We start from the raw sequence: 25307 nt of genomic DNA on the forward strand, positions 1-25307 counted from the left end.
ATTCGCTTCGTCCAGCCAGACGAGTACGAAAATACGGCGTCGTCATGCAATGAAGTGGATGACTCACTATCCAGGTCATGTCGCCGGCTTCAATGCTGTTGCGCCCTTTAATTGCCGCCCTTGAACAGATCTTGCAAGCGCGCCGCTTCGCCGTTTTTCTGCGATTGAACGAGTTGCTGGTAGACAGCTGCGCGCGAGAGTCCTTGTGTGCTTGCAGGGCTGCCGGACATCGAAGTGGTGGCGGGTTGCCCGCCCACCGCGTCGGCTGCCGACGGTTGAGTTTGCGCCGTACTCTCCGTGCCGGCGTCCTGAGCGTGCGCTTGCCATGTGAACGCGCAAAGCAGTCCGCCTGCGATGATCAGAGCCTTCTTCATGTCCATCTCCTTCAAACCCTCGGCGTCGCTCTCGCGACACCTCATTGCGGAAGTTCCGCCGGACCTGCACGCAACACACGGCGGACAATCCGACGGAACACAGGGCGGAGACGATTACCGGCTTCCTTGTCGAATTCTGCGCAGCGCACCAGAGAGGTGCGTTATCGAAGTGCTTCGTGTAGCAAGGAAAGGTGCGCGCTGAGGCTTTATTGTTCGGGGACGGTTCAGAGAGCCGGTTTTGCCTCCGTCATGTGAAGCAGACGTATAGATCGCTTTCGGATTCAAGTATTAATCAGCCATCCTGAATGAGTATTTGGAAAAAATATCGGCGGGTGGAGTGGCGCCGAATACGACATGTGTCGGCGGTGGCGAGCGCACAAACAAAAATGCCGTTCAGTCCATGACTGAACGGCATTACCCTTCGACGCAAGTGTTGCTATTCAGCGTACAACGACTCCGCGATCAAACCGCAGCCGGGCGCCACTTCAACAGCCGCTGTTCGACCGCAGTCAACAGATAATCCGCTGCGAGTGCGACCACAGCCAACACAATCATCGCTGCGAACACGCCGCTTGCGTTGAATGCGCCTTGGGCAGTGGAGATCAGCAGACCGATACCCTGCTTCGAGCCGAGAAACTCGCCCACCACCGCACCGACCAGCGCAAAACCGAAGCTCACGTGCAAGCTGGCGAGAATCCAGCTCAACGCCGACGGAATCACCACCGAAGTCGTCACCTGGCGGCGCGACGCGCCGAGAATCTGCGCATTCGCGATCATATAGCGGTCGGCTTCACGCACGCCCTGGAAAGCGTTGGCGAACACGACGAAGAACACCATCACCACGGCCAGCGCCACCTTCGACGCCATGCCCAGACCTAGCGCAATCACGAACACCGAACCGAGCACCACGCGCGGAATCGAGTTGGCGATCTTGATGTAGAGGCTAAATACGTCGGAGAGCAGCTTGTTGCGGCCGAGCACGATGCCGCAGAACACCCCGGCGACCGAACCGATAATGAAGCCGAGGCCGGTTTCTTCGAGCGTGACCCACACCTGGGTGAGCAGCGGACCTTGCGAGGTGCCGTTGACGAACCAGTCGACGATCTGGTCGAAAATCGCGCTTGGCATCGAGAAGAAGAACGGGTCGATCCACTTCAGGCGCGCTGACAGTTCCCACCCGCCGAGTACGACCACCAGCACGACAATACGCAACGAGATCACGAGCGCGTGACGCTGCCGGATGCGTTTTTGGGCCACACGTTCGACTTGCGCGAGCGATGCGGCGTCGATGCCCGAAGGCATCATCTGTTGAGGGCTTGTAGACATGTTTGCCGTTCCTTGATTAACCAATCTGCACTTCTTCGCGCAGGTCGTGCCAGATGTCACGCGAGATTTCGATAAAGCGCGGGTCGTAGCGGACCTCGGACGTAACGCGCGGACGTGGCAGATCGATTTCGTACACTTTCTTCAGTGTGGCCGGGCGCGCGGTCAGTACGAACACGCGGTCGGCCAGCGCAATCGCTTCTTCCAGATCGTGCGTGACGAATACCACCGAGCCGACACCGCCCCACAATTGCAGAAGCTCGTCCTGCATCAACGTGCGCGTCTGCATGTCGAGAGCCGAGAATGGTTCATCCATCAACAGGATCTCCGGCTTGTTGATGAAAGTCTGCGCGAGTGCCACGCGCTTCCTCATACCGCCGGAGAGTTGATGCGGATAGTGCTTGCCGAACTTGTCGAGGCCCACGCGACGCAGCCATTCGTTGGCTTCGTCATACGCGGCCGATTTCGAGCGGCCACGATACAGCGGGCCCGCCGCCACGTTGTCGAGCACGGAGCGCCACGGGAACACGGCATCGGCCTGAAACACGAAGCCGATGCGCGGATCGATGCCGTCCACCGGCGCGCCCATCACCCGTACTTCGCCCGTGGTGGGTTTCAGCAAGCCGGTAATCATGCTGAGTGTGGTGGACTTGCCGCAACCCGTGGGACCGACCACCGCGACGAACTCGCCGCGAGCCACCGACATGCTGAAGTCGCGCAACGCGATGGTCGCCTTGCCATCGGGAGAAATGAAACGGCACGATACGTTGCGCATCTCGATCGCAGGCGTATCGCGTGACATGGGTTGATTCATCGGCTGCTGCCTCGCTGTTCTCGTGACGTTGATATAAGAGCGTTACTTCGCCGCGGTCTTGACCGCTGCCGACACGTAGTCGTTGGTGTAGGTCTTGGCGAGATCGATATGCTTGCCCTTCACTGAAGGATTGAACGCCGAGAGCACCTTCAATACCGTGTCCGGACCGTCGGCTGGCATCTTGCCGTCCTTCGTGAACATCGGCAGCGATGCTTTCAGCGCGCCGACGTACAGGTCTTTATTGTTGCCGTAGTAGTCCTTCGGCATCTTCGCGGCGATTTCTTCCGCGCTATGCGTCGCGATAAAGTTCAGCGTTTTCGCGAAAGCGTGCGACAGCTTGGCGGCCTCGTCCTTGTGCGATTCGGCCCACGCGCGCTGCACGTAGAAGCTCGAAGCCGGATAGGTGCCGCCAAGCGCGGCGCGCGTGCCTTCCAGGGTGCGCATGTCGACCAGCACCTTGGCGTCGCCGGTCTTCAGCAACTGCGAGACAGTCGGCTCGGTCGTCATGCCCGCGTCGATGCGGTTCTGCTTGATGGCCGCAATAAAGCTATTGTCCGCGCCGACGGGCAGCAGCGTGTATTGTGTCGATGGCACGCCCGCACGTTGTGCGAGGTACTGCGTGAGAAAACTGGTCGACGAGCCGAGGCCCGTCACGCCGAGGGTCTTGCCCTTCGAGTCGGCCATGCTCTTGAAGGTCTCCGCCGCCTTGGTGGAAACCATCTCCACTTCACCCGGCACCTGACCGAAAATCACCAGCGCCTGGACTTCCTTGCCTTTGCTTTGCAGGTCGATGGTGTGGTCGTAAAAGCCCACCACGCCTTGTACCGCGCCCGCGAGCAATTCGTTTTCCGCGTCGACGCCGGCCGGTTGCGAGAGGATTTCGACGTCGAGCCCTTCGTCCTTGAAGTAGCCGAGTTGCTCCGTGAGCTTGGCGGGCAGATAGATGATTTTGGTGGCGCCGCCGACCATGATCGTGAGCTTTTCGGCGTGGGCCGCGGCCGAGGCGGCGGCGAGGGTGAATGCAACACCTGACACGGCGGCAATCTGGCGCAAGGTACGCATGAAGCAGTCTCCTTAGGTTTAGTCGCCGCTGGGTGATGCGTGCGGCGCTTTCTGGGTGAATGACGGCGATTATAGAAATTTGAAACCTTCTGGTAGCTTTCGGGGTTGGGGGCAAATCATGGGTGTTAACCCGCAACTTAGCCGCAACCCCGCCGCAACTTCGCCGCGACCCCGCCGAAAACTCGACAGCGTATGGCGCAAACCACAGGGGAAGCGCGCAAAGACCTTGTTTTACGGCACAATCGACGGCCTGACTTTTGCCGTTCCCGCCATGAAGCTGCTGCTCATCGAAGACAACCCCACACTGGCGCACTGGCTCGCGAAGATGCTGGAGCAGGAGTCGTTCGCGCTCGACGCCGTGCAGGACGGCGACGCGGCCGACCAGTTGCTGCGCACCAACCACTACGACGTGATCCTGCTCGACCTGAATCTGCCCAAGCTGTCGGGCAAGAACGTGCTGCGCCGTCTGCGCCAGCGCGGCGACGCGACGCCGGTGCTAATTCTCACGGCGAGCGGCTCGATCGACGAAAAGGTCGAACTGCTTGGGGCCGGCGCGGACGATTATCTGGTCAAGCCGTTCGAAGTGCGTGAGCTGATTGCACGGATCAAGGTGGCGATCCGCCGGCAGTCGCCCTCGAAGGCGAGCGAAGTGGTGTGCGGCGATCTGGCGTTCGACATCGATACGCGGCAGTTCACGCTGAAGGGGACACCGCTGAACGTCACGCCGCGCGAACGCTCCGTGCTCGAAGCGCTGATCCTGCGACTGGGTAAAACCGTCACCAAGCCGGCGCTGGTCGACGCGATCTTCACGCTTGCGGACGAGCCTAGCGAAGACGCTGTCGAAATCTACATCTCGCGTCTGCGCAAGAAACTCGACGGCAGCTCGGCGGCGATCGTCACGCTGCGCGGCCTCGGCTATCTACTGCGCAAGAAAGAAGATGACCAATAGCCTGCGCATGCGCCTGTTGTGGTGGCTGCTGGTGCCGCTCGCGTTGTATGTATTCGTGACCGGCAAGGCCGAATACGATAACGCGCGGCGCACGGCGGATCTGGTGCAGGACAATCAACTGATCTCGTCGGCGCGGATGATCGCCGGCGAAGTGGAATGGGTGGACGGTTTCCTGCGCGTGGATGTGCCGCCCGCCGCGCTCGAAGTATTCGTGTCGCCTTACCGCGACCAGGTGTTCTATAGCGTGAGCGTCGACGACCGCCGGCTCCTCGCGGGCACGCCTGAGTTTCCCACGCGTCCGGCGCAGACCGCGGATACGCCCGATCACTACGACACGCATTTGCAGGGCCATGCCGTGCGCGCGGTCGGCCTTGTGCGTCTGATGTACGACAACGGCGCGACTCATCGCGTGCTCGTGACGGTCGGGAAAACCGTGCGCTCGCGCGACGCGATGGCCGAGCAGTTGTGGCAGCCGCAACTTGTGCGGCAGATCGAGATGATCGTGCTGGCGGTCGCACTGGTGTGCATCGGCCTGACTTTCGAATTACGGCCGCTGATGAAAGTGAAAGAGGATGTGGCCGACCGCGATCCAATGCAACTCGCGCCCATTCGTGTCGAGAGGCTGCATACCGAGTTGCGGCCAATCGTCGAAGCTATCAATCAGTGCATTGCGCGGCTGGGCGTTCAGGTGGCCGCGCAGCGCCGCTTTATCGCCGACGCTGCGCATCAGTTGCGCACGCCGCTTACTTTGCTCGGCACGCAGTTGCAGTTCGCGCGTCAACAGGGGGGCTTGAACCCCGCTCTCGATGAAGCATTGGCCGCCATGCATCGCAGTAATCGTTCGATGGTCGGGCTCACGAACAAGCTACTGTTGCTCGCGCAAGCCGAGGCGGCAGACAACACGCAACTGGCGGTGGAAACGGTGGACCTGGTCCCACTTGCCATGGAAGTTGTGGAGGATCTCGCCCTGCTCGCGCAGGCGCGGGGCATCGATCTGGGCGCCGAACTGAACGGGACCGCCCCGGTAGCCGGGCACCGCGGGCTGCTTCAGGCGTTGATAGCGAATCTCGCTGAGAATGCGATTCGCTATACCGGAAGTGGCGGTCACGTGACCGTGGGCGTGGATGCCAAAGCCGATACCGTCACCGTACGCGTATTGGATGATGGCCCCGGCATTCCGGCCGAGTCGCGCAGCCGCGTTTTCGAGCCGTTTTTCCGTGCGTCCGCGGATACGGAGGGCACTGGACTCGGCCTTGCCATTGTGCGTGAAATCGCAGATGCCCATCACGGCGCAATCACGCTGAAGCCGGGCGAGGGCGGCAAAGGCGTGCATATCAGCGTTTCGTTTCCACGCGCGGCGGCAGAGCAGCCTCAGGCGGTTTAAAGCCTCGGTAAAGCGGCGTCGCGTGTACGGTTGCAGAGGATCTAATGACTGACGGTGATGCGGATCAGTGCGTCCTGCAAACACGACCGTCAACGCAGTAGCTCGCCTCCAATTTGCTACGGCATGCGAAGCAAATCAAATAGCCGATCAGCAACTCGAAAGCTCTGCGCAACATACTGGAAGCAGCTCATTCACCTGGTCGAGCACGCCCGTCTTCTTCCAGGTCATATATCGAAGATAACAAGTCTGCTGCGGCGGAAAAGTGGCCGGAAGCCTGTGCCATTTCTCTTTTCTTTGCTGCAACCAGAGTATCGCGTTGAGAATTTCCCGATCGCTGCGGCGAGGCCGACCGCGGGTAGATCGAAGGTCGGGAAAGAGACTCTGGACGCGCGCCCAGTCGTCGTCGGAAAGAGGGATTTGTAGCATGGCTGCCCCGGAACACTGTGTGAGGAATGCGCAGTCGTTTTCCGCTGCATCTGTGGCGATACTAGTAAATCTTTTCTTATCGGTCAAATTGTCTTGTTGCGACGCGTCGCGGTAGATTGTTCCGGATTTTCTCGCTTGATATTCTTGACTTCCTTGGTGGACTGGACTTGGCGAGCTTGGTCGATACTCGCATTTGTTCCGCGCACTCGCGACGATGTGCGGCGCAACGTAACGTAAAGCGGAACGCTACGTAACGTGTGGTATCGCGCAAACGTTTGGCGAAGCAAATCATGCTTCGCCAAGGTTGCTCCTTGTGCTGTGCAATGCGATGCCCGGCGGGGGTTTCCGGCGACTCGGCGGGCTTTAAGCGGTAGTGATCGCGTCTGTTGGCACGACATGTGCATATGTCGGCGAGACAAAAAACAAATTCGCCATGCACACGCTCGACTATGCCAAACCTGAATTGCTTGCGCTCCCGCTCACGAAGCGTGCTGCGCATGCCGCGCCTATCGCGCCTATCGCGCCAAATGACCCGGATGATGCCGGTGATGTTCCTGTGGGACTGAGCGAATTCGAAAGCCGTGTCTTGAAGGGGTTGAGCGCGGGTGAATTTCACCTTGTGTTTCAAGGTGCATATCGTGCGGCGAGCGGAACTCTGGCACGTCTGGAAGCGCAGGTTCGTTGGACGCATCCTGATTATGGCGTGCTGCTTCCGGGCAGTTTCATGCTGCCGATCGAGCATCCGCAGGTCGGGTTGGAAATGGCGTTGTTCGTTGTGGACGGTGTATGCCGCGAACTGCGCGGTTGTCTTGAAGCGAAGCTGCCCTTGCAGCCGGTAGCGATCGCGATGCCGGTTCATGTGGCGCTGCATGAGTCGCTCGCGGGCGAAATTGCGCGTGTGGCCGACTCGTATGGGGTGTCGCCTGCGCTGTTTGAAATTGAGGTTTCAGATAGCGCTGAAGCGGCGAAACTGCTGTCCTTGCGGACGTTGACCGCGGGTCTGCGGGATGTGGGCATCAGCATCACGCTCGGCAATTGGGGCAACGGCGGTTCGTCGATGGCGCTGCTTGGTGTGCTGGATGTGGATACCGTTACCGTCGCGCGGGAATTGATGGCGACCGTGCCGCACGATAAGCGGGCGGGGGCGGTGATGACCGCGCTGATGGACCTGCTGCATGCGCTCGATGTGCGGGTGGTGGTGAGTGGTGTCGATACGAAAGAACAGTTCCAGTGGGTGAGCCGATGGCCTGACGCGTTGGTGCAGGGGTCAATGTTTGCGCGTGCGCAGGCTGGGTTGGGGAGCGTGTTGGGGCTAGGGCGGGCGCTATGACGCCCGACCATACTCGATGACGGTTCGGCGCGAAGTAAAGCTGCATGTCCCAGAAAAAAGAGCAACATGGCGAGGCGAGGCCCACGCCGCCGGGTCGAGAAGATCGACCTGATAACCGGTCGATCTATTCCTCATTTGAGTAAGCCTTCACTGGGCATTGGAAGGCCGATATCCACGTCTATGTTCAGTGTTCCTCCGCCATCCGCTTGAACGTCGACGCAAGGCGTGCTCTCAATAGCATTACCGCAAACCTATTGTTTGTAATGAAATAGCGCCTCCACATACGTCCCGGCTCCTGTGCAACGCGGTAAGCCCATTCGAGGCCGTTGCGTTGCATCCATTGCGGAGCCCGGCGCACTTTACCCGCGACCACGTCGAAAGTACCGCCGACGCCCATCACAAAGTCGACACCGAGGCGATCGTGCCAGCGGTGAATAAAACTCTCCTTCTGTGGCGATGTGATCGCCACAAAAAGAAGCTTGGCGCCGGAATGACGGATCTTTTCGACTACGCCTTCCTCGTCGTCCCAGAAGTATCCGTGATGGTAACCAGCGATCTGCAGACCTGGATGCCGCATTGCGACGGTCGCTGCGGTTCGACCTACGACTTCGTCCGTTGCGCCCAGCAGGAACACCGGCAACCCGCGCGTCGCCGCCATGTGCAAGAGGCGGTCAAAGAGATCGACTCCTGCTACTCGCTCCGGCACGGGATAACCCAAGAGACGTGCACCCCAAACGACGCCCATGCCGTCTATGTTGATAATGTCGCAGGCGCGAACCGATGAGTGAAGTACGCTGTCGGTCTGCATGTTGACAAGCTTGGCGACATTCACAACGACGTGCTGCGTGAACTGCCGCGCTTCAATGCGGTCACCGATGATTTGCACGGTCTCCTGCATGGTGGCGAGGTCCATCGGGCATCCGAATAGCTCAATTCGTTTCATTGTGTTTTCTCCCCGGCGATACTCAAGTTCTTTTCAGTGCGCTTGAACTGGACGCGATTCGCGTATGTACCGATCGCGTAGAAAGCCCATGCCTGCGTCCAGCGTAGGTAGTTAATTCGATTAGTTGTCAGTCTGTTCTTCTGATACATGAAGCGCCGTTCATCCGGCATGTAGAGTGTTTCTAACGCTCTTTCAAATACGCGGGTCGCCAACCGATGATCTTCATCAGCCCCCCCCACCTTCAGCAATGTCAGAATAGCTTGAGCGACAGAATGAGTATCGAGCGGCCAAATGCTATTGTCGTAATATTTGACGGTGCCGTCCGGCAAGAAGAAGTTTTTCCGGTAGTAGTCCATCCCGCGGCTGATGGCGTCGCTAAACTCGCTGGTGTCTGCCGCCTGTTGTAGCGCCGCTAGCGCTTCCAGGTTATAGCCGGTATGAAAACCATCCACGAACGAATGATGATCGCGCGTGCCATAGCGCCATGCTCCGTCCCCGCGCTGCGCCGCGACTGAGCTTCGGGTGGCGCTTAGCGCACGCTGCATCAGAGCGCTATTGCCTATCCGTTTCGCCGTTTCTCCGACAACGGCGGCTGCCCAAAGGTTGGCGTTGTGCACGAACGCGGATTCGCCTGGAATGTATGCGTAATAACCGCCGTCATTCCGGTGAAGTGAATTCAGGAATAGACCGGCATCTGTCGCGGCGTCGACGAACCGTTGATTGCCAGTTTCGTCTCCAAGTGCCGCAAGTGCGCGTGCTATGTAACAAGTCGTGATTGCGTTAGGCGTGCCTTTGGGTACGAAGAAGGCTCGCGCGGCCCAGTCGAAGTGATACCCCCATGCACTATGCTTCCATCTGCTCCGATCGCAACGCTCCTCTAGCAGCCATTCCGCAAGCCGAATGGCTTCCTCGATTTGTGATCCGTTACCGACCAGTTTTTCGTACTCGAGAAGACCGAGGATGATCAATGCAATACCTTTGGGGTTGCGGCGACGCGCCACACCGACTAACGGCCGCAAGTTTGCAAGACTGCGTTTATGGAGTTGCAGCCACGCTATTTTGGCGAATGGCAGAGAGCCAAGGCCTAGTTTCTTGAACAGCTCGCTGTTGAGGCCATCGAATGGGTCGTATCCTGCATAGTCCGTGGCACGGCATTGCGTAATCAGTGCATCGGCGAGTTCGCTGGCGTTCAGATGGATAGTCATTCGCTTGACTCCACGCGCTCGGAGATCGAGACGGGCCCATAGAACAGACCTGTCTCGGTAGTTTTCGAACGAAAGTTTTGCCAACTCGGCTTATAGACTCCAAGCTTCAAGTATGCGTGGCGCTCCTGAGGGTACTCATTTGGGACGCCGCGAGAAGCGAAGACCTGAGTGCCGTTCTTCCATAATTCCGTTACCGCATGCTCGCCGGTCGAATCAGGTCGATAGTGGAGAGTCCAGCGAACCCATTTACCACGGTCCGAACTTGCGCCGGGCAAGCTGGCGTCGTGGCCGTGCCTGGTATCGGAACCGCCGCGCTCAGAAAACACGTAATCGCTCCCGTGTAGTTGCAGCATAATTGGCGGAGAGCCCACCCACATGTCTGTCTGATGGATTTGCATGATGATTTGCATCTGGTCGTCGTCGAATACAAAATCGGCCGGCAGCAACGTGGTCCACTCTATGCGGTACTCACGGCCAGAAACGATTTTTGCCGCTCGTGCGAACACCATTTCGCCGCGGGGCGTGCCGTTCGCGACGTGGGAAAAGTTCTCGCTGCGTCGAATGCTAACTTTCACCGCGCGTTGATCAGGTGATAGCGGATCATTGACTACAATGAGGTCTTGCGTATCCGGACTCTGAATGTCTACCGCCGGACCGAACCCGTGTGCCCAATTGGTGGCGAACAGATTGTGAAAACCCGGCATATCCAGAACCGAAGCATCACGTGTTTGTGCCGAGCAGGCTGTGACGAGGCACAGCGAGGCTGTCACAACGTGGCGTAGCCAGGAAAGGTGTTTCGGGTTCATCGCTTACTCCCGCATTGCGTATCAACGTATCGATAGCACTGAACATATCGTTCGACAATTGATTCCGCTCTAAAGCACGTTTGAGCGCGAGCAAGTCCTGCGGAGCCCATTCGAACTGCATGCTCCGGATCGTCGACTAGTTTGCAAAGCGCCTCTGCCAGCCCGCGTGAATCGTGGACATCAACGAGATACCCGCTCACGCCATCTTCAATGAGATCGAGAAATCCGCCCACGCGGGTTCCTACCACGGGCAAGCCGCAGAACATTGCTTCGAGTGTAGAAATGCCGAACGACTCGAAATGGCTGGGCATGCAGAACAAACGTGCACCGCTATAAAACGCGAGCTTCGCATCGCCTTCCAGCCAACCTTCGAATACCACGCGGTCGGCGATTCCGTGCGATTCGGCGATATGCCTCCAGCGGTGCGTGTCACCGATTCCGGCCACACGGAGTTCGATATCGCGCCCTTTCCGCGTCAGAGCGGCAACGGCTTGAAGGAGCTCATCGAGCCCCTTGGCTTCATTCAATCGGCCGGCAAATGCAATATATGGCCTCGCGTGCGCAAGGCGGTTAGGTACCGGCGCACCGTGCTCTGCGTCAAGCGCCATATTTCCGATAACCCGAACTGCATCCTTTCTCCGCCATTGCTGAAGCCAATTTGCTAGAGGCGTCGAAACCGCGATTACGCAGTCAACCTTGCGAAGAAACAGTTCGACCAGCCGACGGGGCAGCCAGTCCGATCTATCGAAAAATTGTTCGAAATTGCCTGAATGCAGCTGAAATACCGTGCGCTTCCCAAAGAGTCGCGCGATAAGGAACAGCACAAGTTTCCGGTAGAACGACCCCCGCTCGGAGACATGAAAATGCACAACATCAACAGAAATAGCCGATCGCGCAAACAACGGAACATCGACCATCCAGAACGCCAGCGGTCCGCCGATATTCCGGAATCCGCGCGTTTCGAAGAACGAGAGAGATACGCCGGCCTTCTCGAATTGATCTCGGCTTGTGGCCAACTGAGAAAGCACCGTTGCGATGCCACCTTTTTGCCCATGCCCCGGACCAACCTGAAGAATTCGCACGCTCATTTCACGGCTCCGACAACCTCTTGGCTGAGCGATGAGGACCGATTTTGTGACGGTGCATTGCTCGAGAACAGATACATGAGCATCAATGCCGAGAAGACATAGGATGCAGACACGAACGACAAGGAGAACAGGTTGTCGAAGCAGAAGGCGCCAACTAGGAATAGCCAAACATGCCTGCGTCGACTAACTTGCCCATACAGGATCATGAAACTGAGCCATAAGATTGCGCCCAGAACACCGAGCTCAACGAAGAGGTGTGGATAAAACGTGTCGGTGGTCGTGAGAGTGTTTCCAAGCCCATACCAGTTGAAGTGATAGATGCTGTACAGCGGCGAGTGATACTTGACTGAGGCCGATCCACCGAACGAGCCGAGGCCCTCGCCGAAGAAATTGCCTTTCATCAACGATTGAAACATAACGCGATACGATTCTGCTCGAGCCGAATTGCCTGCTACGACGTAGAAGGAGAGTTTGGCCATGGCAACCTTGATTAGTGAATCAAGCAGTCCCGCCAGCAATGCGAACAGTACGACGCCAATTCCGCCGATGGCTGCGATCACAGAACGCACGGTCAACTTTCTCGCGACGACAAAGTACATTCCAATCGTCGCAAAAATCTTGAAGGAGACGCCCAATAGCGAAAATGTCAAGAAGATCCACGCCACTCGCCTTGATCGCCTCGTTGGCTGGTGATGACGGCATAAGAGAAACGCACAAAAATTAATAAAACTGAACTCTGAGAAGAAACCTATCCATCCTTGCGCGCGAAGATACAGGCCGGAGTCGAATTTAACCGGCAGAAACAGGGGGAGTTTTAGCCCATATGCAAGGTAGAAGTAACACTGGAACAAGTCATTGCTTACTACGACAGCAAAGAACATGAAGATAACCGGTGAAAGCCTGCGTCTGTACGCGAACATTGCAACGGTGATCGCCATGGGTGCGAGAAACCGCATGAATTCTTCCCCACCGGCGTCGACATTGAAAGCTCGCCACATCGCTATATAGAGAGTTAGCAGGAAGGGCAGCATCAATGTAACGAGCTTGTGAAATCTTGGGCGTAGCAAAATCGCGATCGACAGCAGGACGAACGCGCCTAGCTTTACGAACTGAGAGCCATCCATTTCGAGCGATAAAAACGTATCGCTGACGCAAAAAAGAAGGTAGGCGAGTGATATCGCCCATGCGCCGACCGAATGCCATCCCGTGAATCGAGATTCACGCGATAGTGACATTGACATAGTGCTAGCGTTCATCGGGGCGCTCCACAGACTAGTGATTGCAACCGGACTTCCGTATTGGAAACATCCGCCAATCGGCAACGAGTCAGATACTGGTGGTATATCAAGTGCGCGTGACGCCGAATCAGCCAGTTGCGCCAGACTGTGATCACAATCGCAGAGCAAAGAATCATCGCGAACCCGGTCAGCGCGCCGGATGCATAGCAGGGGGCGACGAGCAATGCGAACGCCAAAGCCGTTAAGACGTTGATCTTCGCTGTTACAGCACCTTGCTCGAATATCATCATGACGCTACTGTTTGCTACGCCCGTCATGCCGACCGCGCATTGGATCGCGAGCAGCAATCCGGCTAATACGACGCCGGTCGGAAAGCTTGCGTCGCGTGCTTGTCTCGCGGTGAACAACAGGACCAGAATGACGTTACAGACCAGCATCGCTCCATTGCACCAGTTGATGCAGCGGCTCATTCGGCGAAGCGACTCGTCGAGGGACAGAAAGGCCGCCTTACGCTTCGCGAGGTCCGCCAATTGCATCATCGATATCGCCCGCGGCAGCAGCATCCCGATCGCAATCCCCGAAGACAGCAGCGAGAGCATCCCCGCGAAAGCGGCGCCACACATCACAGTCGCGGCCGGAACGAAAATCAGGGGAATGCCGCCGGACAGAAAGTTCGTAAGACCGAACTGAAGCCCTTCGATCTCCAGTTTCCTTGGCAGCATTTGCAGGTCGGGTCGACCGATCTTCACGAACATAGCAATTGCAATCAGACCGAGTCCCGTCGCCAGCGCAGCCGCTGCGGAGAGCCCGGCGTAACGAAATATGGCAAGCATGCCGGCCGACCCACCGATCAGTGCGACGTCGAACGCGATCGCGGCGCGATAGCGCTTCAAGGCAACAAAGTAGTGGCGAGCAATCTGATAAGCAGTCCAACCCCACAGCAAGGCAAGAAACGCACACAGATCGAACGGAATGACTTTGGACACGGCAATCCCAAGGCCAAGAACCGTGCACAAAACAGTCGTGACAAGGCTCATTGCGCCGACGTGATAGAAAGCCGCAACGGCACTTCGCTCGGTCGTAGCCGCCGGAACGCGCACCAGTATCAATGTCGCCCATCCGATCGCGGTGAAGAAAGCAACCATCTGCGCGATAGACATGCTTGATGCGGTCCGCCCGAGTTCCGCGAGCGAATAGACATGCTGTATCGCGAAGAAAACCACGACGCGATGCAGTCCCGGCGATCCGGTGCAGATCAGGGCTTCAATACGTTGAACGGATACAGCGCTGGCCAGCGTATCGATCCTGGAGCGGTGGCGCACCGTCGTCGCCTTTGCATGCTCAGTCACGCGAAGATTCCCCGCGTATCGACAAGCAGCTTCGACTGCAAGCGGCGCCGGTTGATGTCCTTGAACTCGCGATGATCGACCAGCAGCAGAACAATATCGGCGGCTTCAATCGCGCTTGCAAGGTTTGTTAGCTCGACCTTGCCACGAAGCGCGTCCGGAAGAACCGTCACGTTGGGCTCGACAACAACGATGTCCGCCACGTGTTCGTCGGCTAGTTGATTGACGATGTCTATCGCCGGACTTTCGCGCAGGTCGTCAATATTGGCCTTGAATGCCAGGCCAAGGCAGGCGATCACGGGTGCCTTGAAGCGCGCGGCGAGGCGCTTCGTTTGATCGATCACGTAATGCGGTTTGCCGTCGTTGACGCCGCGCGCGGCCCGAATCAGTTTGGCCTCTTCGGGGGCGGAGTCGACGATGAACCACGGGTCGACAGCGATGCAATGTCCACCGACACCAGGCCCTGGCTGGAGAATGCTCACGCGAGGGTGACGATTGGCGAGTCGAATGAGTTCCCAAACGTTGATGTCGAGCCGATCGCAGATCATCGACAGTTCGTTCGCGTACGCGATGTTGACGTCCCGAAACGCGTTTTCGGAAAGCTTGCACATTTCGGCGGTACGTGCGTCGGTCAGAATACAGTCGCCCTGAACGAAGATCTGATAGAGATCGCGAGCCAACTCGCCGCATCGGCGAGTCATGCCGCCAATTACGCGGTCGTTCTGGACCAACTCGCGAATGACATGTCCCGGCAGCACGCGTTCCGGACAGTGCGCAATGCGAATGTCGGACTGTTCGCCCGAATGTTGTGGGAAGGTTAGGTCAGGACGGCATTCAGCGAGCCATGCCGACATCTTCTCGGTCGCTCCCACAGGCGAAGTCGACTCGAGCACGACAAGATCGCCTTTTTTAAGCGCAGGAGCGATCGAACGACTTGCCGCCTCAATGTAGCTCAGATCGGGTTTGTTGCCATCGCAAAACGGCGTTGGAACAGCGATCAGGAATGCATCGGCTGGCTCCGGCGTCTGGGTCGCGCGCAGATATCCCTGTGTGACGGCGGCGTGAACCAGCATGTCCAGCTCTGGTTCGACGATATGAATCTCGCCTTTGTTAATTGTATCGACTGTGCGCTGCGATACATCGACGCCGATAACTTTCTTTCGGCGTGCGGCAAACGCCGCAGCGGTGGGCAATCCAATATAACCAAGTCCAATGATGGAAACGACATCGAATGACATAGCGTTGGTCTCGTCGCTTGATAAATTTTCAATGGAGAAAAGCTTCCGGTTGCCTCATGGTCTGCAGTCGCCCGATTACGTGTCAGACGCATTACTCAGGTACGCATAGCCGCCGTAGTCCCCGTACTGCGCGGAGCGCAGACTTGGTTTGAAGCCGTTAAACACAATCCCGGTGATTTTTGCCCCAACGCGCTCGATTCGTTTGGCGGACTCGAGAAGCTCGCCACTGCTGGTCATGCCCGAACGCGCTGCCAGAAGAACAATTCCGGCGAAGGGCGCGAAGATGGTGGCGTCGGTGACTGGAAGGACGGGCGGTGAATCCAGTAGAACAATGTCGTATCGCTTGGACACGTCCGCGAGGAGATTAGCTATGCCACCCGACGACAGTAGTTCGACCGGCTGCGCCAGTAGCGGACCCGTCGCAAGGAAGTCCACGTTCGGCGAAACATCTTTGATGACGGCCGCATCCAGTGACATGTCGCCGCGAAGCACATTGGAGAGACCGACTTTTCCGGACACGTCGAACTCGGCAGCCAGATGGCCGCGGCGAAGATCCACGTCCATCAGAAGCACGCGCTTCTTGGACATCCCCAGCAGAGTGGCCAGATTTGCGGATGTGAACGACTTGCCGATCCCGACCGAGGGCCCGGTCATCAGGATGACGTTGTTCTTCGGGTTCTCCAGCAGGGCGAATTGCAACGCGGTGCAGAGACTTCGAATGGCTTCGACGGCCGGTTCCTGCGGCCGCGCCAGTGCGAGAATCGACGGACCGCGACGGCCACCGCGTTCCCGGACTCGCGTCAATTGACGTTGGGTATCGCTCAGCGGAATAGTCGCAATGACGTCAAGAGACAGATCACGTTCGATATCCATAGGATCAGTCAGACCGCCGAACAGCGTTGAACGGACCAAAGCGAATCCGATTCCACCGAACAACCCGATGACGGCTGCCAGAACGATGACCAGGGCTCTCTTCGGTTTCGTCGGTTTGTCGGCGACTAGTGCATGGTCGATCACACGCACATTGCCGATCTTGCTTGCTGTGGCGAGTTGCAGTTGTTGAACGCTGTTGAGCAAGCCGACGTAGAGACTCGTTTGCACGGTCACATCTCGATTCAGTCGGACAATATTCTGCTGATCGTCGGGAAGTCGCTGGATCGACTCGTTGAAGTTGTCGATATGCGCGCGCGCGGCGGCAATCTGTTGATCCAAGGCAAGCACAGCGGGATATTGCGCGCTGTACATCGTTGCGAGCTCTTTCCGTTTCTGCTCGAGCTGGAACAGACTGGACTGCGCCTCGACAGCCTGTCCCAACACGGCCTTTGCCTGCTCGCTGAGGTCCACGACCTTGTGGCGGTTCTGATAAGCATTGAGCCGATCCTCAGCGAGTCTCAGGCTATGCTCTACCTCCGGAAGTTGACTCTTCAGGAAGACAAGCGACTTCTCGGCTGCTGCCGCCTTTCGGTCGGCGTTTTGGGTGACGTAGTTTTCGGCGATCTTGTTCAGAACTGCAGCCGCGCGCGCGGGATTCTGATCGTCATAGGTCACGCCAATCACGCCGGATTGATCCTTGCCCATCTCCGTAATCACCAGATCTTTTCGCAGTTGCTCCAGGACCTGAATTCGGGAATAGCGTTTCAGCTCGAACTTTGCGTTCTCTCTGCTGCTCAATTGCGACACCAGCAGCTTGACCGCCCCGGAAGGCGTGTTCGCTACCAATGGGACGCCGACCTCACCGGTGACATCGGCGTCGAGGTCGCTGCCCGAGAGTCGATAGCGGTTGTTACCCAGTGCGGTGACGGAAAACTTGTCTTCTTCAAACTCACCAGGTACGTCGAATTGATCGACGATGATATTTTCCGAGCCCCATGCGTATCCGCCTACGCCGAAAATTCCCGGTTGCGACAGCGAGCTTCTGTGCTTCGCAACGAATGCCCCAAATAGCGGAAAGTATTTGGGCTTAGCGTCGATGTAAAGGCGCAACTCGTCGACCATTTTCGCCGTGACAAGTCGCGAGTCGAGGATCTGCATTTCCCCATCATCGGTCGATTTTATGTCGAAAATAGACGTCAAACCGCTCATCAGATTACCGGCTGCCGCGCCCGCGATATCGGAGTTGTCTTCAACCTGAACCGTGATATCGCCGCGATAGATCGGCGTCGCGAGGAACGCGTACGTCACGCCGAAGACAAGGCATACGATAGTGACCGCAGCTATCAACTTCTTATTCTTGAAAATGACATCAATAAGTGCACGAATGTCAATTTCGTCCTCGTCGCGGGAAAATTGATTTTTCATTTTTTTGTGAACTCGTATTTCAGCGGTTTATTGGCATGACTCACCAACTCATCATGTTATGTACGCGAACCCCGGGACAGATCCGCAATGCGTTTTGTCCAGTCCCGAACACCTCGTTCGATTAGAGCCATTGCCTGATCGTAGATGCGCGCCGAGCGGCCAAAGGGATCCGGTACATCGGCGTGCTCTGCCTCTGCCAGTCGGTAGACGCGTCCGCGGGTGGTCGGGTAGAACGTTTCGATTGCCTGCTTCTGAGTCAACTCCATGACCAGGATCAGGTCAGCCGCGCCACACACTCGCTCGTTGAGACGCCGGGCCGCGTGAGATGACATGTCGATCCCTCGAACCGACAGCATGTCGCGCGCAAAGCTGTCGATCGGTGCGCCTTTGGCAGCGGAAAGACCGGCTGAAGTCACTTCGACGTCGGACAATTCCCGCTGCAAAAGCCCTTGCGCCATGGGACTGCGGCAGAGATTGCCTTCACAGACTATGAGTACCGTATCGATCATTTCGTCACAATCGCCGTAGTTAGACCAGCATTGATGGCGGGAAGAAGCAGACTCAATACGCGGCTGAAACGCACGAGGCCGTTGCCGTCGACGTACACCACGTCTTTCGGTTGCAATTCGAATTGATTGGCCAGGATCATTGATACCGGCGAGTGGGCGTCGAGATGGAATACCTCGGCCTGTGATTCTGTCGACCCGCGTATCACATAGAGTTGGGCCGCGTCCGCGCTGGCGGTATTCAGGCTTCCGGCTTGCGAAAGCGCATCGCTCAATGTGAGCTTGCCGCTCTTCATTGGTAGCGCGGTGATCGGCTTATTGACTTCGCCCATGACGAACACACCGTTGTCGTCGCGCGATACGACTCTCAGCAGATCGCCGTTCTTGAGCAGGATATTGGATGGGTTCTGATCGCTCTCGAGCATCTTTGAAAGGTTCAGACGATGTGAAACGCCATTGCGAACCAGAACCATCCGGCTTTGGTCGGCGGTCGCGCTAAAGCCACCGGCACGATTGATCGCCTCGTAGAGCGTCAACGGAATGTCGTTGACCGGCACAGCGCCGGGCGTCCTGACTTCGCCGTCCACATAAATCTGCTTGGCGCGAAACGATGTGACTCGAACGGTGAGTTGCGGCTTGATGAAGACCTTCGACAACTCTGCATACACTGCTTGCTGAGCCTGTTCGACACGGAGACCCGATACATGAATCGAGCCTGCATACGGAAATTGTATGTTGCCGCTGTTGTCGACCACAAAGCCTTGGGCAGGATCGAACGGTCGGGCATTGTTCTGGTTTTGCGTGCCCAATGCGGCTGCGAGTTCGGGATGGTCCCAGACGGTAATCTGCAGTACATCGCCTGGGCCGAGCGTATAAGGTCCGGACAGTCCAGACAATTCACGCGTTTGATCCGTGCTCGTCTGATCGGCGGTCTCGCGCAGCTTCTTGATTAGTGCGGTGTTAATGTCGACGATCGGAATTTGCAGATCCGCTTGAGCGCCTTGCGCGTCGCTGTTTCCCGTCGGCAAGGTTGCGGATGTCGGCATCCGCATACCAGGCGCGGCTGCACATGCCACGAGTCCGTAGCAGAGTGCAACACATAAAAGTCCGCGTGCGTGCCGTCGATATTGACGCGCGGCACCGTGTTCAGGAGTTGTTTTCGAATGTCCCATAAGATAGACCCTCGTATCGTTCATTTCTTTTTTAGGTAAGCTGGTCGGAGTCGTCGATGTGTCAACCGATTGAGTCATCAAGACGCGCTAGCCGTTGTTATAGTTTTTTGCTCCGCGGAAACCTGTTCAAATTCCCTCAATACGCGTTGCGGTGCATAAATCCGCGTACCACGGTTGCCAGTACGATTTTCATGTCCAGTCCGAAGGACCAGTTCCTCAGGTAGTACAAGTCATGCTCGACTCGCTTCTGCATCTTCTCGACGCGGTCGGTTTCTCCTCGAAAGCCGTTCACTTGCGCCCATCCGGTGATTCCAGGTTTGATCCGGTACCGGTGGATGTATCCGTCGACGATGGTCCGGTAGAGTTCGTCGTGTTCAATGGCATGCGGGCGCGGCCCGACCACCGACATGTCGCCTCTCAGCACGTTCAGGAATTGCGGTAATTCATCCAGACTTGTGCGACGCAGGAAAGCGCCTACTCGGGTAATCCGTGGGTCGTTGCGTGACGCCTGTTTGATGACGCCGGGCTCGGCGGCGTGGGCTCGCATCGTCCGAAACTTGTAGATCGTGAATACGCGTCCATCGGCTCCCTTTCTCTTTTGCCCGAAGAAGATCGGACCGGGTGAGGACAGCTTGACTGCGACTGCAACGGAAACCATCAGAGGGGCCACGCAGACCAGCGCCGCGATCGCAAATACCCGATCGAAAATATCTTTCTTCAGTAAGGCGTGCGACGACAAAGGCGACGCGACGAGATTGATGGCCGGCACGCCGATGAGGTCGATGACGCTGCTGTCGAACAAGGCCAGGCTGCTCACATCCGGGAGGAAACGAATGTTGACCAGGTCGTCACGGAATTCGTGCAGACAGCGCGAGATCATGCTTTCCTCTGACAGAGGCAGTGCAAGCCAGATCTCCTGGAGATTCTCGGCCCGAACGAATTCGGAGAAATCGCGGAAATCATCGAACAGTGGTGTGTTCGAGGCGGAACGTTCTTCACCCGGATGCACGTCGAATGCGGCGGTTACCCGAAAACCACTGGTACGGGCTGCCTGGATGCTACGCACCACTTGTTGGCAATGTGATCCGCGGCCAACAACCGCAACGCTGCGCAAATTCAGACCTGCATTGCGGACGCGCCGCAGCAGTGCATACGTCAACGATCGCGAGACGATCAGCGTTGCACCAGTCGTGCCCGTCCAGTAGGCGAACCAAAGTCGCGAGATGAAATCGGTCCGATGCAACGAGAACATGAGAACCAGCCCGCAACCTTGCACGACTAGCCACGCTAGACTGATCTGACCGATCAGGCGAAGCATGGAGCGGCCTCGCCACGATTGATATACGCCGAACACTGGAAAGAGCGCCAACGCGAAGGCCGCGGCAAATGCGATGAAACCAGTGTCTACGTGAGCCGCTGTCAGATCGTCGAAGCGAATCTGCGAAGCTGAAACAGCACCGCCGACGATCAACGAGACGTCGAGGACTCGCGCGAGCAATCCATGGACGCCCGCCGACTTCTTGCTCTCATGTGCAATTGATGTAGCGTTCATGCTATGGGCCGTGTCCTATACATTTTCCAGGCGCACGTCGCACACCTGGAATAATCCGTCTCATGACAAGATGGATTTTGTTTTTTAGCATTCCTCTGTTACGAGAGCTCAGCCTGTCGACGAAGCCGAGGTCTTACTGATTCCGGAGGGGATGGTTGAGCTGCTGGCTGATCGGTCACACAACGACTTTCAGCAGCGCCGATGCTTTGCGCGGTCGCGCAAAATGCCGTCGCTCATTGGCCGAAAGTGTGCTGCCGCGCCCGGTGCGTTCCCGTGGCGTGAGTTGCCACGGGACTGGCCCACCCCGAGCCAGACCGAGCTATTGAAAGAGATACTCATTTGCTTTCCCCGTTTTCTGTTGCCTGCGTCTTTTGCGCAGCGATAGGGTTAAAGCAGTAAATATGCCAGGATGAAAATTGAGGACGTAAAGTTTGCCATCTCGTTGCAGAATCAAGCCTGACAAGGGCTTCACGCTTGCGCGCGATCATCCGCAGCGTTCAATCACACAGGTTTCGCGGCGCCGTAACGTAACGGCGTGCCGTAACGTCCTGCTTCTGAATTTCCTGTGAAGTGGCTGTACGAAGCCGACAGGGATGCCGGCAATCAGTGGTGTGATTGAAAGTCGAGAGACGCCACCGTGTGGCGTCTGACGCATTACTTGGTGGTCGTACCAGTCCCGCCCGTGCCACCCGTGGCGCCGTTGCTGCCACTGCCAGCAATCGGTGAAGCCGCGCCCGCCGAGACAGCTGCTGCAGCGAGAGACGCTGCCGGCTGGCCGTCGCTGGTGATCGCGCCGGCCGCCCGCAACGTCTCGAGGTCGGCGTCGGCGCCCGGTTGTCCTGGTATAAATGAAACGGTGAGGAACGACGAAGATGAGAGCGTGATGCCGTACATCGTCTTCAGCAGTTGAGCGACACCGGCCTGAGCGTTCGCAATGATAGTTGGATTAGTCAGTGCGGACTGGTACGAGGCATTTGAGGTGATGCCGGCAAGCAACCCGTCGACGGTCGTTCCGAGCTGACCCGCGAGATAGCTCAAGAGCAATTGGGTGAGCGGTGTCACATTGTAGGTGCCGGTACCGGCAGCAAAGGAGTGGATGGTGACCGCGCCGCTCGACGCAGTGATGGCACAGGGACCGTCGAAATTGAACGCGGCCGAATACGCACCGTTTGCATTAGCAGCGGCGCTGCCTGAGCCATTCTTGCAAGCCAACTGGATACTCGCGTTCGCCAACGGTGCGCCGATAGCAGCGGTGCCGCTAACCGAGCCTAGTGCAGGGTTGCCTCCGCCGCCACAAGCGGTCAGTGCCACGGCTGCCAGAAAAATAGATCCGAACTTAAGGGTACGCGACGCTGCAGCGTCTAGAAGTTTCATTTTTTTCTCCAAGGTGAAAATCACTTACGGTTAGCTGGCGATGGCACCTGCATTTCACCTGCGCCTGCGCACTACTCTTATCTGTCATGCAAAAGCGCAGCTTTAGAATTCCACGCGCGCCCTGTCGCTCAGGGAGTCAGGTCGATTCGCTTTGTCATCCGGGTTCGCGTAGCGGAGATAGGCATCGCGCATTCTGTAGAGCTGGGTCGAGAAATACTCACCACTAAATCGCCCTTGGTTCAGAAGGTATTGCTGTGTGCTGTACGGGAAGCCCATGTTCTGCGCCGCGTCCGGCGACAGGTAATTTGTCGAGCCCACGCGTGAGCGGAAATCGAGCGCAAACTGCTCCGAGCCGTACACTTGGGTGATACCTGGCTTCATGCCTTGACGCAGGGTCAACGGGAAACTGACTGACGCGCCAACGAAGCTGCCCTGACCGCTATGTTCTCCATGCACGCTGACTGATACGTCGTCGAACCATCGAGTGACGGCAATCAAAGGGCCTTTATCGCCGCCGACGTAGCGTGCTACACCCGCTTCAACCCATAGGTTCCAAGCTGGTTGGACCCATCGATACGTGAGCATCGCGTTCTTTTCGCTTGGCAGCGTGTCATGCCCGGGTTCGTGATGCAGATAGGCGAGCCGAAGGCGAACCAGATCAGGGCGGCCAGGGACGAACAGCGTCGTCTCGTTCTGAACGCCGATGTAATCGAAATCGAATTTCCCAATGGCCGCAACGTTAAGGACCCGCGGCGCAATCCAGAAGCTCTGGCCCAACGCCACCGTCGATAGGCCGCCGCGTAAGCGGTAGTCGCTGAAGACGCGGCCGCTGTCCATGTTTTTCGTGTTGTACAGCGGCGCGATATAACTCGCATAGAACTCCGCGCCACGCCATAGCGGCACGAAGCCTTCTATATTGGCACCTAGAGAGAGATCGAAATTGCCGTACTCCGTGCCGTACAGGTAGCTCGCAATGGGCTCGATCTGGATGCGCGTCAGTCCATGTTTGCGTTCGTCGCCGTGCCAGGCGATGGAGTCGGCGTCGTAGGTTGGACGCGTGCGCATCGTTATCGATCCGCTTGCAGCAGTGGGTGCTCCGCCCTTGATGAATTGTGCGAATGCTTCCCGATCCACGGCCACTTCACCCAGCGGTTCATTTGCTTTCTTGATGACCACGCGAATTTTATCGGTTTCATGTGGCGCATTGATACTGGCGATGCCCAGGACAATGCCGAGCGCGTCCGCCTCGTTCTGGTTATAACGATGGTTTTCGTATTCGATGACCAGATCATGCCCCGCCATCCCCACGCGTACCCGTTCAAGGCCCGCGGAAAAAATCTGTGTTGCGATTGCGTCGAGCGCCGAGGTGTCCAGTGAGTCGGAGAACGTATCGATCTCCTTCTGCGGTGGGGCGGTCGATACGTCGCTTAACAGCGCAGACGCATAAGCCTGCAACGGCGGCACATAGGCGATCGGCGCTGCAGCAAGGGAGGGTGCTGTGTCGGCAATGGGCAGACTGACAGGCCTGAGCGTGTCGCGTCGAATGACCTCTTCTTCAGTAATGTCCGTCACAGTATCGCTAGCGGACGTCTGCTGTTTTTCGCAAAGACCGTCGCCGCAACGCGCTGCGTCGAAGCGCCTGCCGAGAGGTATCTGCACAGCAATCGCAATCGACGTGCGTGGCGACGCGCCGTCCGTGGAGCGCAGTGATCGTGTCACCGTTCCGATCAGGTTTGCGTCCGCTAGCCAGCTAATGCGCGGCGATTGATAGCGCAAACCTGCATACGGTGTCTTTGCGTCATCTTCAGCAAGGAGCGAGAAGCCGGTCTTCCAGAGCGACAGCTGGATGCCGCCGAACAACCCGTCGAGCCTGTCACCCTGGCCGTAGCCTAAGGTTAATGTCGCCGGCCCGAATGCTTGCGACGCGACACCATACTTTGAGCGGAAATAATGCGTCCGGCCGCCGACGTCGGTCGCGCCGAAAGCGATGGACGGCTGATATTTAAAGAAGCGAGGTACTTCTACTTTTATTTCGGCTGTCAAATGCCGGAGAATCGTGTGCTCTCCGTTGGTAAATACTGCGCCCCCGTTTGTCGGATAGTTCGCCAATCCCCCCGACATTTCCACGTACGGGAAGATGCCAAAGGCCGCCCAATAGATCTGCGAACCAGTTGCCCGCTTGCCATACTGCGGATCCACGTAATCGTTATATTGTGCCTCCGCCATGCCGTTGGGCAGCGCGAAAGCGTAGGGAATAACCAATCCTCCGGCCTGTCCCAGCGAGTTCAGCGCAGGCTCACTCGCCTGCGCCGACGCCGCAAATGACAATGCTGCTGCGAACGCAAAAGCATGCGGAGAAGAACGGAGGCCCTGCGAGCGCTGCGCGCGGGTCATTCGGCGCATTGCGCACGTTGCCCCTGGTTAGTACCATTCAGACCTCCTGCTTTTATATGCCACGCAAAATTCGCCCTGTTCATTCTATTCCCCGTGTTGGTCTCTCGCGCCAAACGTTCTTATTGGTCCGCTCAACTTGTGTTTGCCTGAGCAGTTCTCGTCTCTCTTGCTACAGCAATCGCACTTTTCGCAAATACAAAACCACACGCGTGCGCGAAGAAGCGCGGAATTGCACGCAATCTGGAATTCGGCCGATAGGACAAAAAGCCTGTGGCCAACCAAACTGGAAAGGCGATTGAGGAAATGTACTGTCCACCGTGTGTGCCCGCAGTCGTTCTCTGCGTTGCGCACCAGAAAATCTAAAGCAGCAAGCGTGCCAATTGATGCGTTGAGGCGGAGCGGATTTGATGTGAACGGAGAGAGTCCTTGTCGGACAAGGCCTTTACGGTATTCGAGGAGCTTCCGCAAGCGATGCGAGCAGATCG

The 25307-nt window shown here is 57.5% G+C and carries 21 protein-coding genes; 3 read left to right on the plus strand and 18 right to left on the minus strand.

The window, feature by feature from the left end:
• Positions 1-107: 107 nt before the first annotated feature.
• From BLW71_RS31045 to BLW71_RS31060, 4 genes are all read right to left on the minus strand, one after another.
• Positions 108-374, minus strand: a complete 267-nt coding sequence (locus tag BLW71_RS31045) for a hypothetical protein (RefSeq protein WP_091806258.1) — start codon at positions 372-374, stop codon at positions 108-110.
• A gap of 462 nt (positions 375-836) precedes the next feature.
• Positions 837-1700 carry an ABC transporter permease gene (locus BLW71_RS31050; protein ID WP_091806261.1) on the minus strand — a complete coding sequence of 288 codons (864 nt, stop codon included), beginning with the start codon at positions 1698-1700 and terminating at the stop codon, positions 837-839.
• Positions 1701-1716: 16 nt separating this feature from the next.
• Positions 1717-2511, minus strand: a complete 795-nt coding sequence (locus tag BLW71_RS31055) for an ABC transporter ATP-binding protein (RefSeq protein ID WP_091806264.1) — start codon at positions 2509-2511, stop codon at positions 1717-1719.
• A gap of 42 nt (positions 2512-2553) precedes the next feature.
• A complete protein-coding gene (locus BLW71_RS31060) occupies positions 2554-3573 on the minus strand; it encodes an ABC transporter substrate-binding protein (RefSeq protein ID WP_091806267.1) in 1020 nt (339 codons plus the stop codon).
• A gap of 271 nt (positions 3574-3844) precedes the next feature.
• Here BLW71_RS31060 and BLW71_RS31065 point away from each other — a divergent pair, with 271 nt between their 5' ends.
• Together BLW71_RS31065 and BLW71_RS31070 are read left to right on the plus strand one after the other, a co-directional pair.
• Positions 3845-4522: a response regulator gene (locus tag BLW71_RS31065; RefSeq protein ID WP_091809086.1), complete on the plus strand. Its 678-nt coding sequence runs from the start codon at positions 3845-3847 to the stop codon at positions 4520-4522.
• Positions 4512-5906, plus strand: coding sequence for a sensor histidine kinase (locus BLW71_RS31070; protein ID WP_091806270.1), 1395 nt, complete (start codon positions 4512-4514; stop codon positions 5904-5906). The genes BLW71_RS31065 and BLW71_RS31070 overlap by 11 nt, the downstream gene beginning before the upstream one ends.
• 147 nt (positions 5907-6053) lie before the next feature.
• On the opposite strand, the gene BLW71_RS31075 is transcribed toward BLW71_RS31070, so the two are convergent.
• Positions 6054-6332, minus strand: a complete 279-nt coding sequence (locus BLW71_RS31075; RefSeq protein ID WP_091806273.1) for a transposase — start codon at positions 6330-6332, stop codon at positions 6054-6056.
• Positions 6333-6765: 433 nt separating this feature from the next.
• Between BLW71_RS31075 and BLW71_RS31080 the strand changes: the two genes are divergently transcribed.
• A complete protein-coding gene (locus BLW71_RS31080; RefSeq protein WP_143048403.1) occupies positions 6766-7662 on the plus strand; it encodes an EAL domain-containing protein in 897 nt (298 codons plus the stop codon).
• A 184-nt stretch (positions 7663-7846) separates the two neighbouring features.
• Here BLW71_RS31080 and BLW71_RS31085 read toward each other — a convergent pair whose 3' ends face one another.
• The 13 genes from BLW71_RS31085 to BLW71_RS31145 all read right to left on the minus strand — a co-directional run bounded on the left by BLW71_RS31085 (position 7847) and on the right by BLW71_RS31145 (position 24822).
• Entirely contained in the window at positions 7847-8605 is a 759-nt protein-coding gene (locus BLW71_RS31085) for a WecB/TagA/CpsF family glycosyltransferase (RefSeq protein ID WP_091806276.1), read from the minus strand.
• The gene (locus BLW71_RS31090; protein ID WP_091806279.1) at positions 8602-9810 is read right to left on the minus strand and encodes a glycoside hydrolase family protein; all 1209 of its coding nucleotides are present in this window, start codon (positions 9808-9810) and stop codon (positions 8602-8604) included. Before BLW71_RS31090 ends, BLW71_RS31085 begins: the two co-directional genes overlap by 4 nt.
• Positions 9807-10616 (minus strand): heparin lyase I family protein, encoded by an 810-nt coding sequence (locus tag BLW71_RS31095; RefSeq protein WP_091806283.1) that lies wholly within the window; start codon positions 10614-10616, stop codon positions 9807-9809. The genes BLW71_RS31090 and BLW71_RS31095 overlap by 4 nt, the downstream gene beginning before the upstream one ends.
• Positions 10613-11704, minus strand: coding sequence for a glycosyltransferase family 4 protein (locus BLW71_RS31100; RefSeq protein ID WP_091806286.1), 1092 nt, complete (start codon positions 11702-11704; stop codon positions 10613-10615). The genes BLW71_RS31095 and BLW71_RS31100 overlap by 4 nt, the downstream gene beginning before the upstream one ends.
• Entirely contained in the window at positions 11701-12960 is a 1260-nt protein-coding gene (locus BLW71_RS31105; protein ID WP_091806290.1) for a hypothetical protein, read from the minus strand. The genes BLW71_RS31100 and BLW71_RS31105 overlap by 4 nt, the downstream gene beginning before the upstream one ends.
• Entirely contained in the window at positions 12957-14291 is a 1335-nt protein-coding gene (locus tag BLW71_RS31110; RefSeq protein ID WP_286162157.1) for a hypothetical protein, read from the minus strand. The genes BLW71_RS31105 and BLW71_RS31110 overlap by 4 nt, the downstream gene beginning before the upstream one ends.
• Positions 14288-15526 (minus strand): UDP-N-acetyl-D-mannosamine dehydrogenase, encoded by a 1239-nt coding sequence (wecC, locus tag BLW71_RS31115; RefSeq protein WP_091806296.1) that lies wholly within the window; start codon positions 15524-15526, stop codon positions 14288-14290. The genes BLW71_RS31110 and wecC overlap by 4 nt, the downstream gene beginning before the upstream one ends.
• 75 nt (positions 15527-15601) lie before the next feature.
• Positions 15602-17824 carry a polysaccharide biosynthesis tyrosine autokinase gene (locus tag BLW71_RS31120; RefSeq protein WP_091806299.1) on the minus strand — a complete coding sequence of 741 codons (2223 nt, stop codon included), beginning with the start codon at positions 17822-17824 and terminating at the stop codon, positions 15602-15604.
• Positions 17825-17880: 56 nt separating this feature from the next.
• The gene (locus tag BLW71_RS31125; protein ID WP_091806301.1) at positions 17881-18333 is read right to left on the minus strand and encodes a low molecular weight protein-tyrosine-phosphatase; all 453 of its coding nucleotides are present in this window, start codon (positions 18331-18333) and stop codon (positions 17881-17883) included.
• Positions 18330-19502, minus strand: coding sequence for a polysaccharide biosynthesis/export family protein (locus BLW71_RS31130; RefSeq protein ID WP_502686861.1), 1173 nt, complete (start codon positions 19500-19502; stop codon positions 18330-18332). Before BLW71_RS31130 ends, BLW71_RS31125 begins: the two co-directional genes overlap by 4 nt.
• Before the next feature lie 136 nt (positions 19503-19638).
• Positions 19639-21054: an undecaprenyl-phosphate glucose phosphotransferase gene (locus tag BLW71_RS31135; protein ID WP_091806307.1), complete on the minus strand. Its 1416-nt coding sequence runs from the start codon at positions 21052-21054 to the stop codon at positions 19639-19641.
• Positions 21055-21708: 654 nt separating this feature from the next.
• Positions 21709-22428 (minus strand): hypothetical protein, encoded by a 720-nt coding sequence (locus BLW71_RS31140; RefSeq protein WP_091806309.1) that lies wholly within the window; start codon positions 22426-22428, stop codon positions 21709-21711.
• A gap of 102 nt (positions 22429-22530) precedes the next feature.
• Positions 22531-24822, minus strand: a complete 2292-nt coding sequence (locus tag BLW71_RS31145) for a YjbH domain-containing protein (protein ID WP_286162158.1) — start codon at positions 24820-24822, stop codon at positions 22531-22533.
• Between the last annotated feature and the right edge of the window lie 485 nt (positions 24823-25307).

This window comes from Burkholderia sp. WP9, assembly GCF_900104795.1.
Classification (GTDB): Bacteria; Pseudomonadota; Gammaproteobacteria; order Burkholderiales; family Burkholderiaceae; genus Paraburkholderia.

What these genes read in the sequence shown, in the direction of transcription:
- wecC (WP_091806296.1), bottom strand. Translation starts at nt 15,526, where the DNA reads ATGTCATTCGATGTCGTTTCCATCATTGGACTTGGTTATATTGGATTG.
- BLW71_RS31135 (WP_091806307.1), bottom strand. Translation starts at nt 21,054, where the DNA reads ATGAACGCTACATCAATTGCACATGAGAGCAAGAAGTCGGCGGGCGTC.
- BLW71_RS31060 (WP_091806267.1), bottom strand. Translation starts at nt 3,573, where the DNA reads ATGCGTACCTTGCGCCAGATTGCCGCCGTGTCAGGTGTTGCATTCACC.
- BLW71_RS31070 (WP_091806270.1), top strand. Translation starts at nt 4,512, where the DNA reads ATGACCAATAGCCTGCGCATGCGCCTGTTGTGGTGGCTGCTGGTGCCG.
- BLW71_RS31090 (WP_091806279.1), bottom strand. Translation starts at nt 9,810, where the DNA reads ATGACTATCCATCTGAACGCCAGCGAACTCGCCGATGCACTGATTACG.
- BLW71_RS31055 (WP_091806264.1), bottom strand. Translation starts at nt 2,511, where the DNA reads ATGAATCAACCCATGTCACGCGATACGCCTGCGATCGAGATGCGCAAC.
- BLW71_RS31105 (WP_091806290.1), bottom strand. Translation starts at nt 12,960, where the DNA reads ATGAACGCTAGCACTATGTCAATGTCACTATCGCGTGAATCTCGATTC.
- BLW71_RS31140 (WP_091806309.1), bottom strand. Translation starts at nt 22,428, where the DNA reads ATGAAACTTCTAGACGCTGCAGCGTCGCGTACCCTTAAGTTCGGATCT.
- BLW71_RS31050 (WP_091806261.1), bottom strand. Translation starts at nt 1,700, where the DNA reads ATGTCTACAAGCCCTCAACAGATGATGCCTTCGGGCATCGACGCCGCA.
- BLW71_RS31045 (WP_091806258.1), bottom strand. Translation starts at nt 374, where the DNA reads ATGAAGAAGGCTCTGATCATCGCAGGCGGACTGCTTTGCGCGTTCACA.
- BLW71_RS31080 (WP_143048403.1), top strand. Translation starts at nt 6,766, where the DNA reads ATGCACACGCTCGACTATGCCAAACCTGAATTGCTTGCGCTCCCGCTC.
- BLW71_RS31145 (WP_286162158.1), bottom strand. Translation starts at nt 24,822, where the DNA reads ATGACCCGCGCGCAGCGCTCGCAGGGCCTCCGTTCTTCTCCGCATGCT.
- BLW71_RS31065 (WP_091809086.1), top strand. Translation starts at nt 3,845, where the DNA reads ATGAAGCTGCTGCTCATCGAAGACAACCCCACACTGGCGCACTGGCTC.
- BLW71_RS31120 (WP_091806299.1), bottom strand. Translation starts at nt 17,824, where the DNA reads ATGAAAAATCAATTTTCCCGCGACGAGGACGAAATTGACATTCGTGCA.
- BLW71_RS31130 (WP_502686861.1), bottom strand. Translation starts at nt 19,502, where the DNA reads ATGGGACATTCGAAAACAACTCCTGAACACGGTGCCGCGCGTCAATAT.
- BLW71_RS31085 (WP_091806276.1), bottom strand. Translation starts at nt 8,605, where the DNA reads ATGAAACGAATTGAGCTATTCGGATGCCCGATGGACCTCGCCACCATG.
- BLW71_RS31100 (WP_091806286.1), bottom strand. Translation starts at nt 11,704, where the DNA reads ATGAGCGTGCGAATTCTTCAGGTTGGTCCGGGGCATGGGCAAAAAGGT.
- BLW71_RS31075 (WP_091806273.1), bottom strand. Translation starts at nt 6,332, where the DNA reads ATGCTACAAATCCCTCTTTCCGACGACGACTGGGCGCGCGTCCAGAGT.
- BLW71_RS31095 (WP_091806283.1), bottom strand. Translation starts at nt 10,616, where the DNA reads ATGAACCCGAAACACCTTTCCTGGCTACGCCACGTTGTGACAGCCTCG.
- BLW71_RS31125 (WP_091806301.1), bottom strand. Translation starts at nt 18,333, where the DNA reads ATGATCGATACGGTACTCATAGTCTGTGAAGGCAATCTCTGCCGCAGT.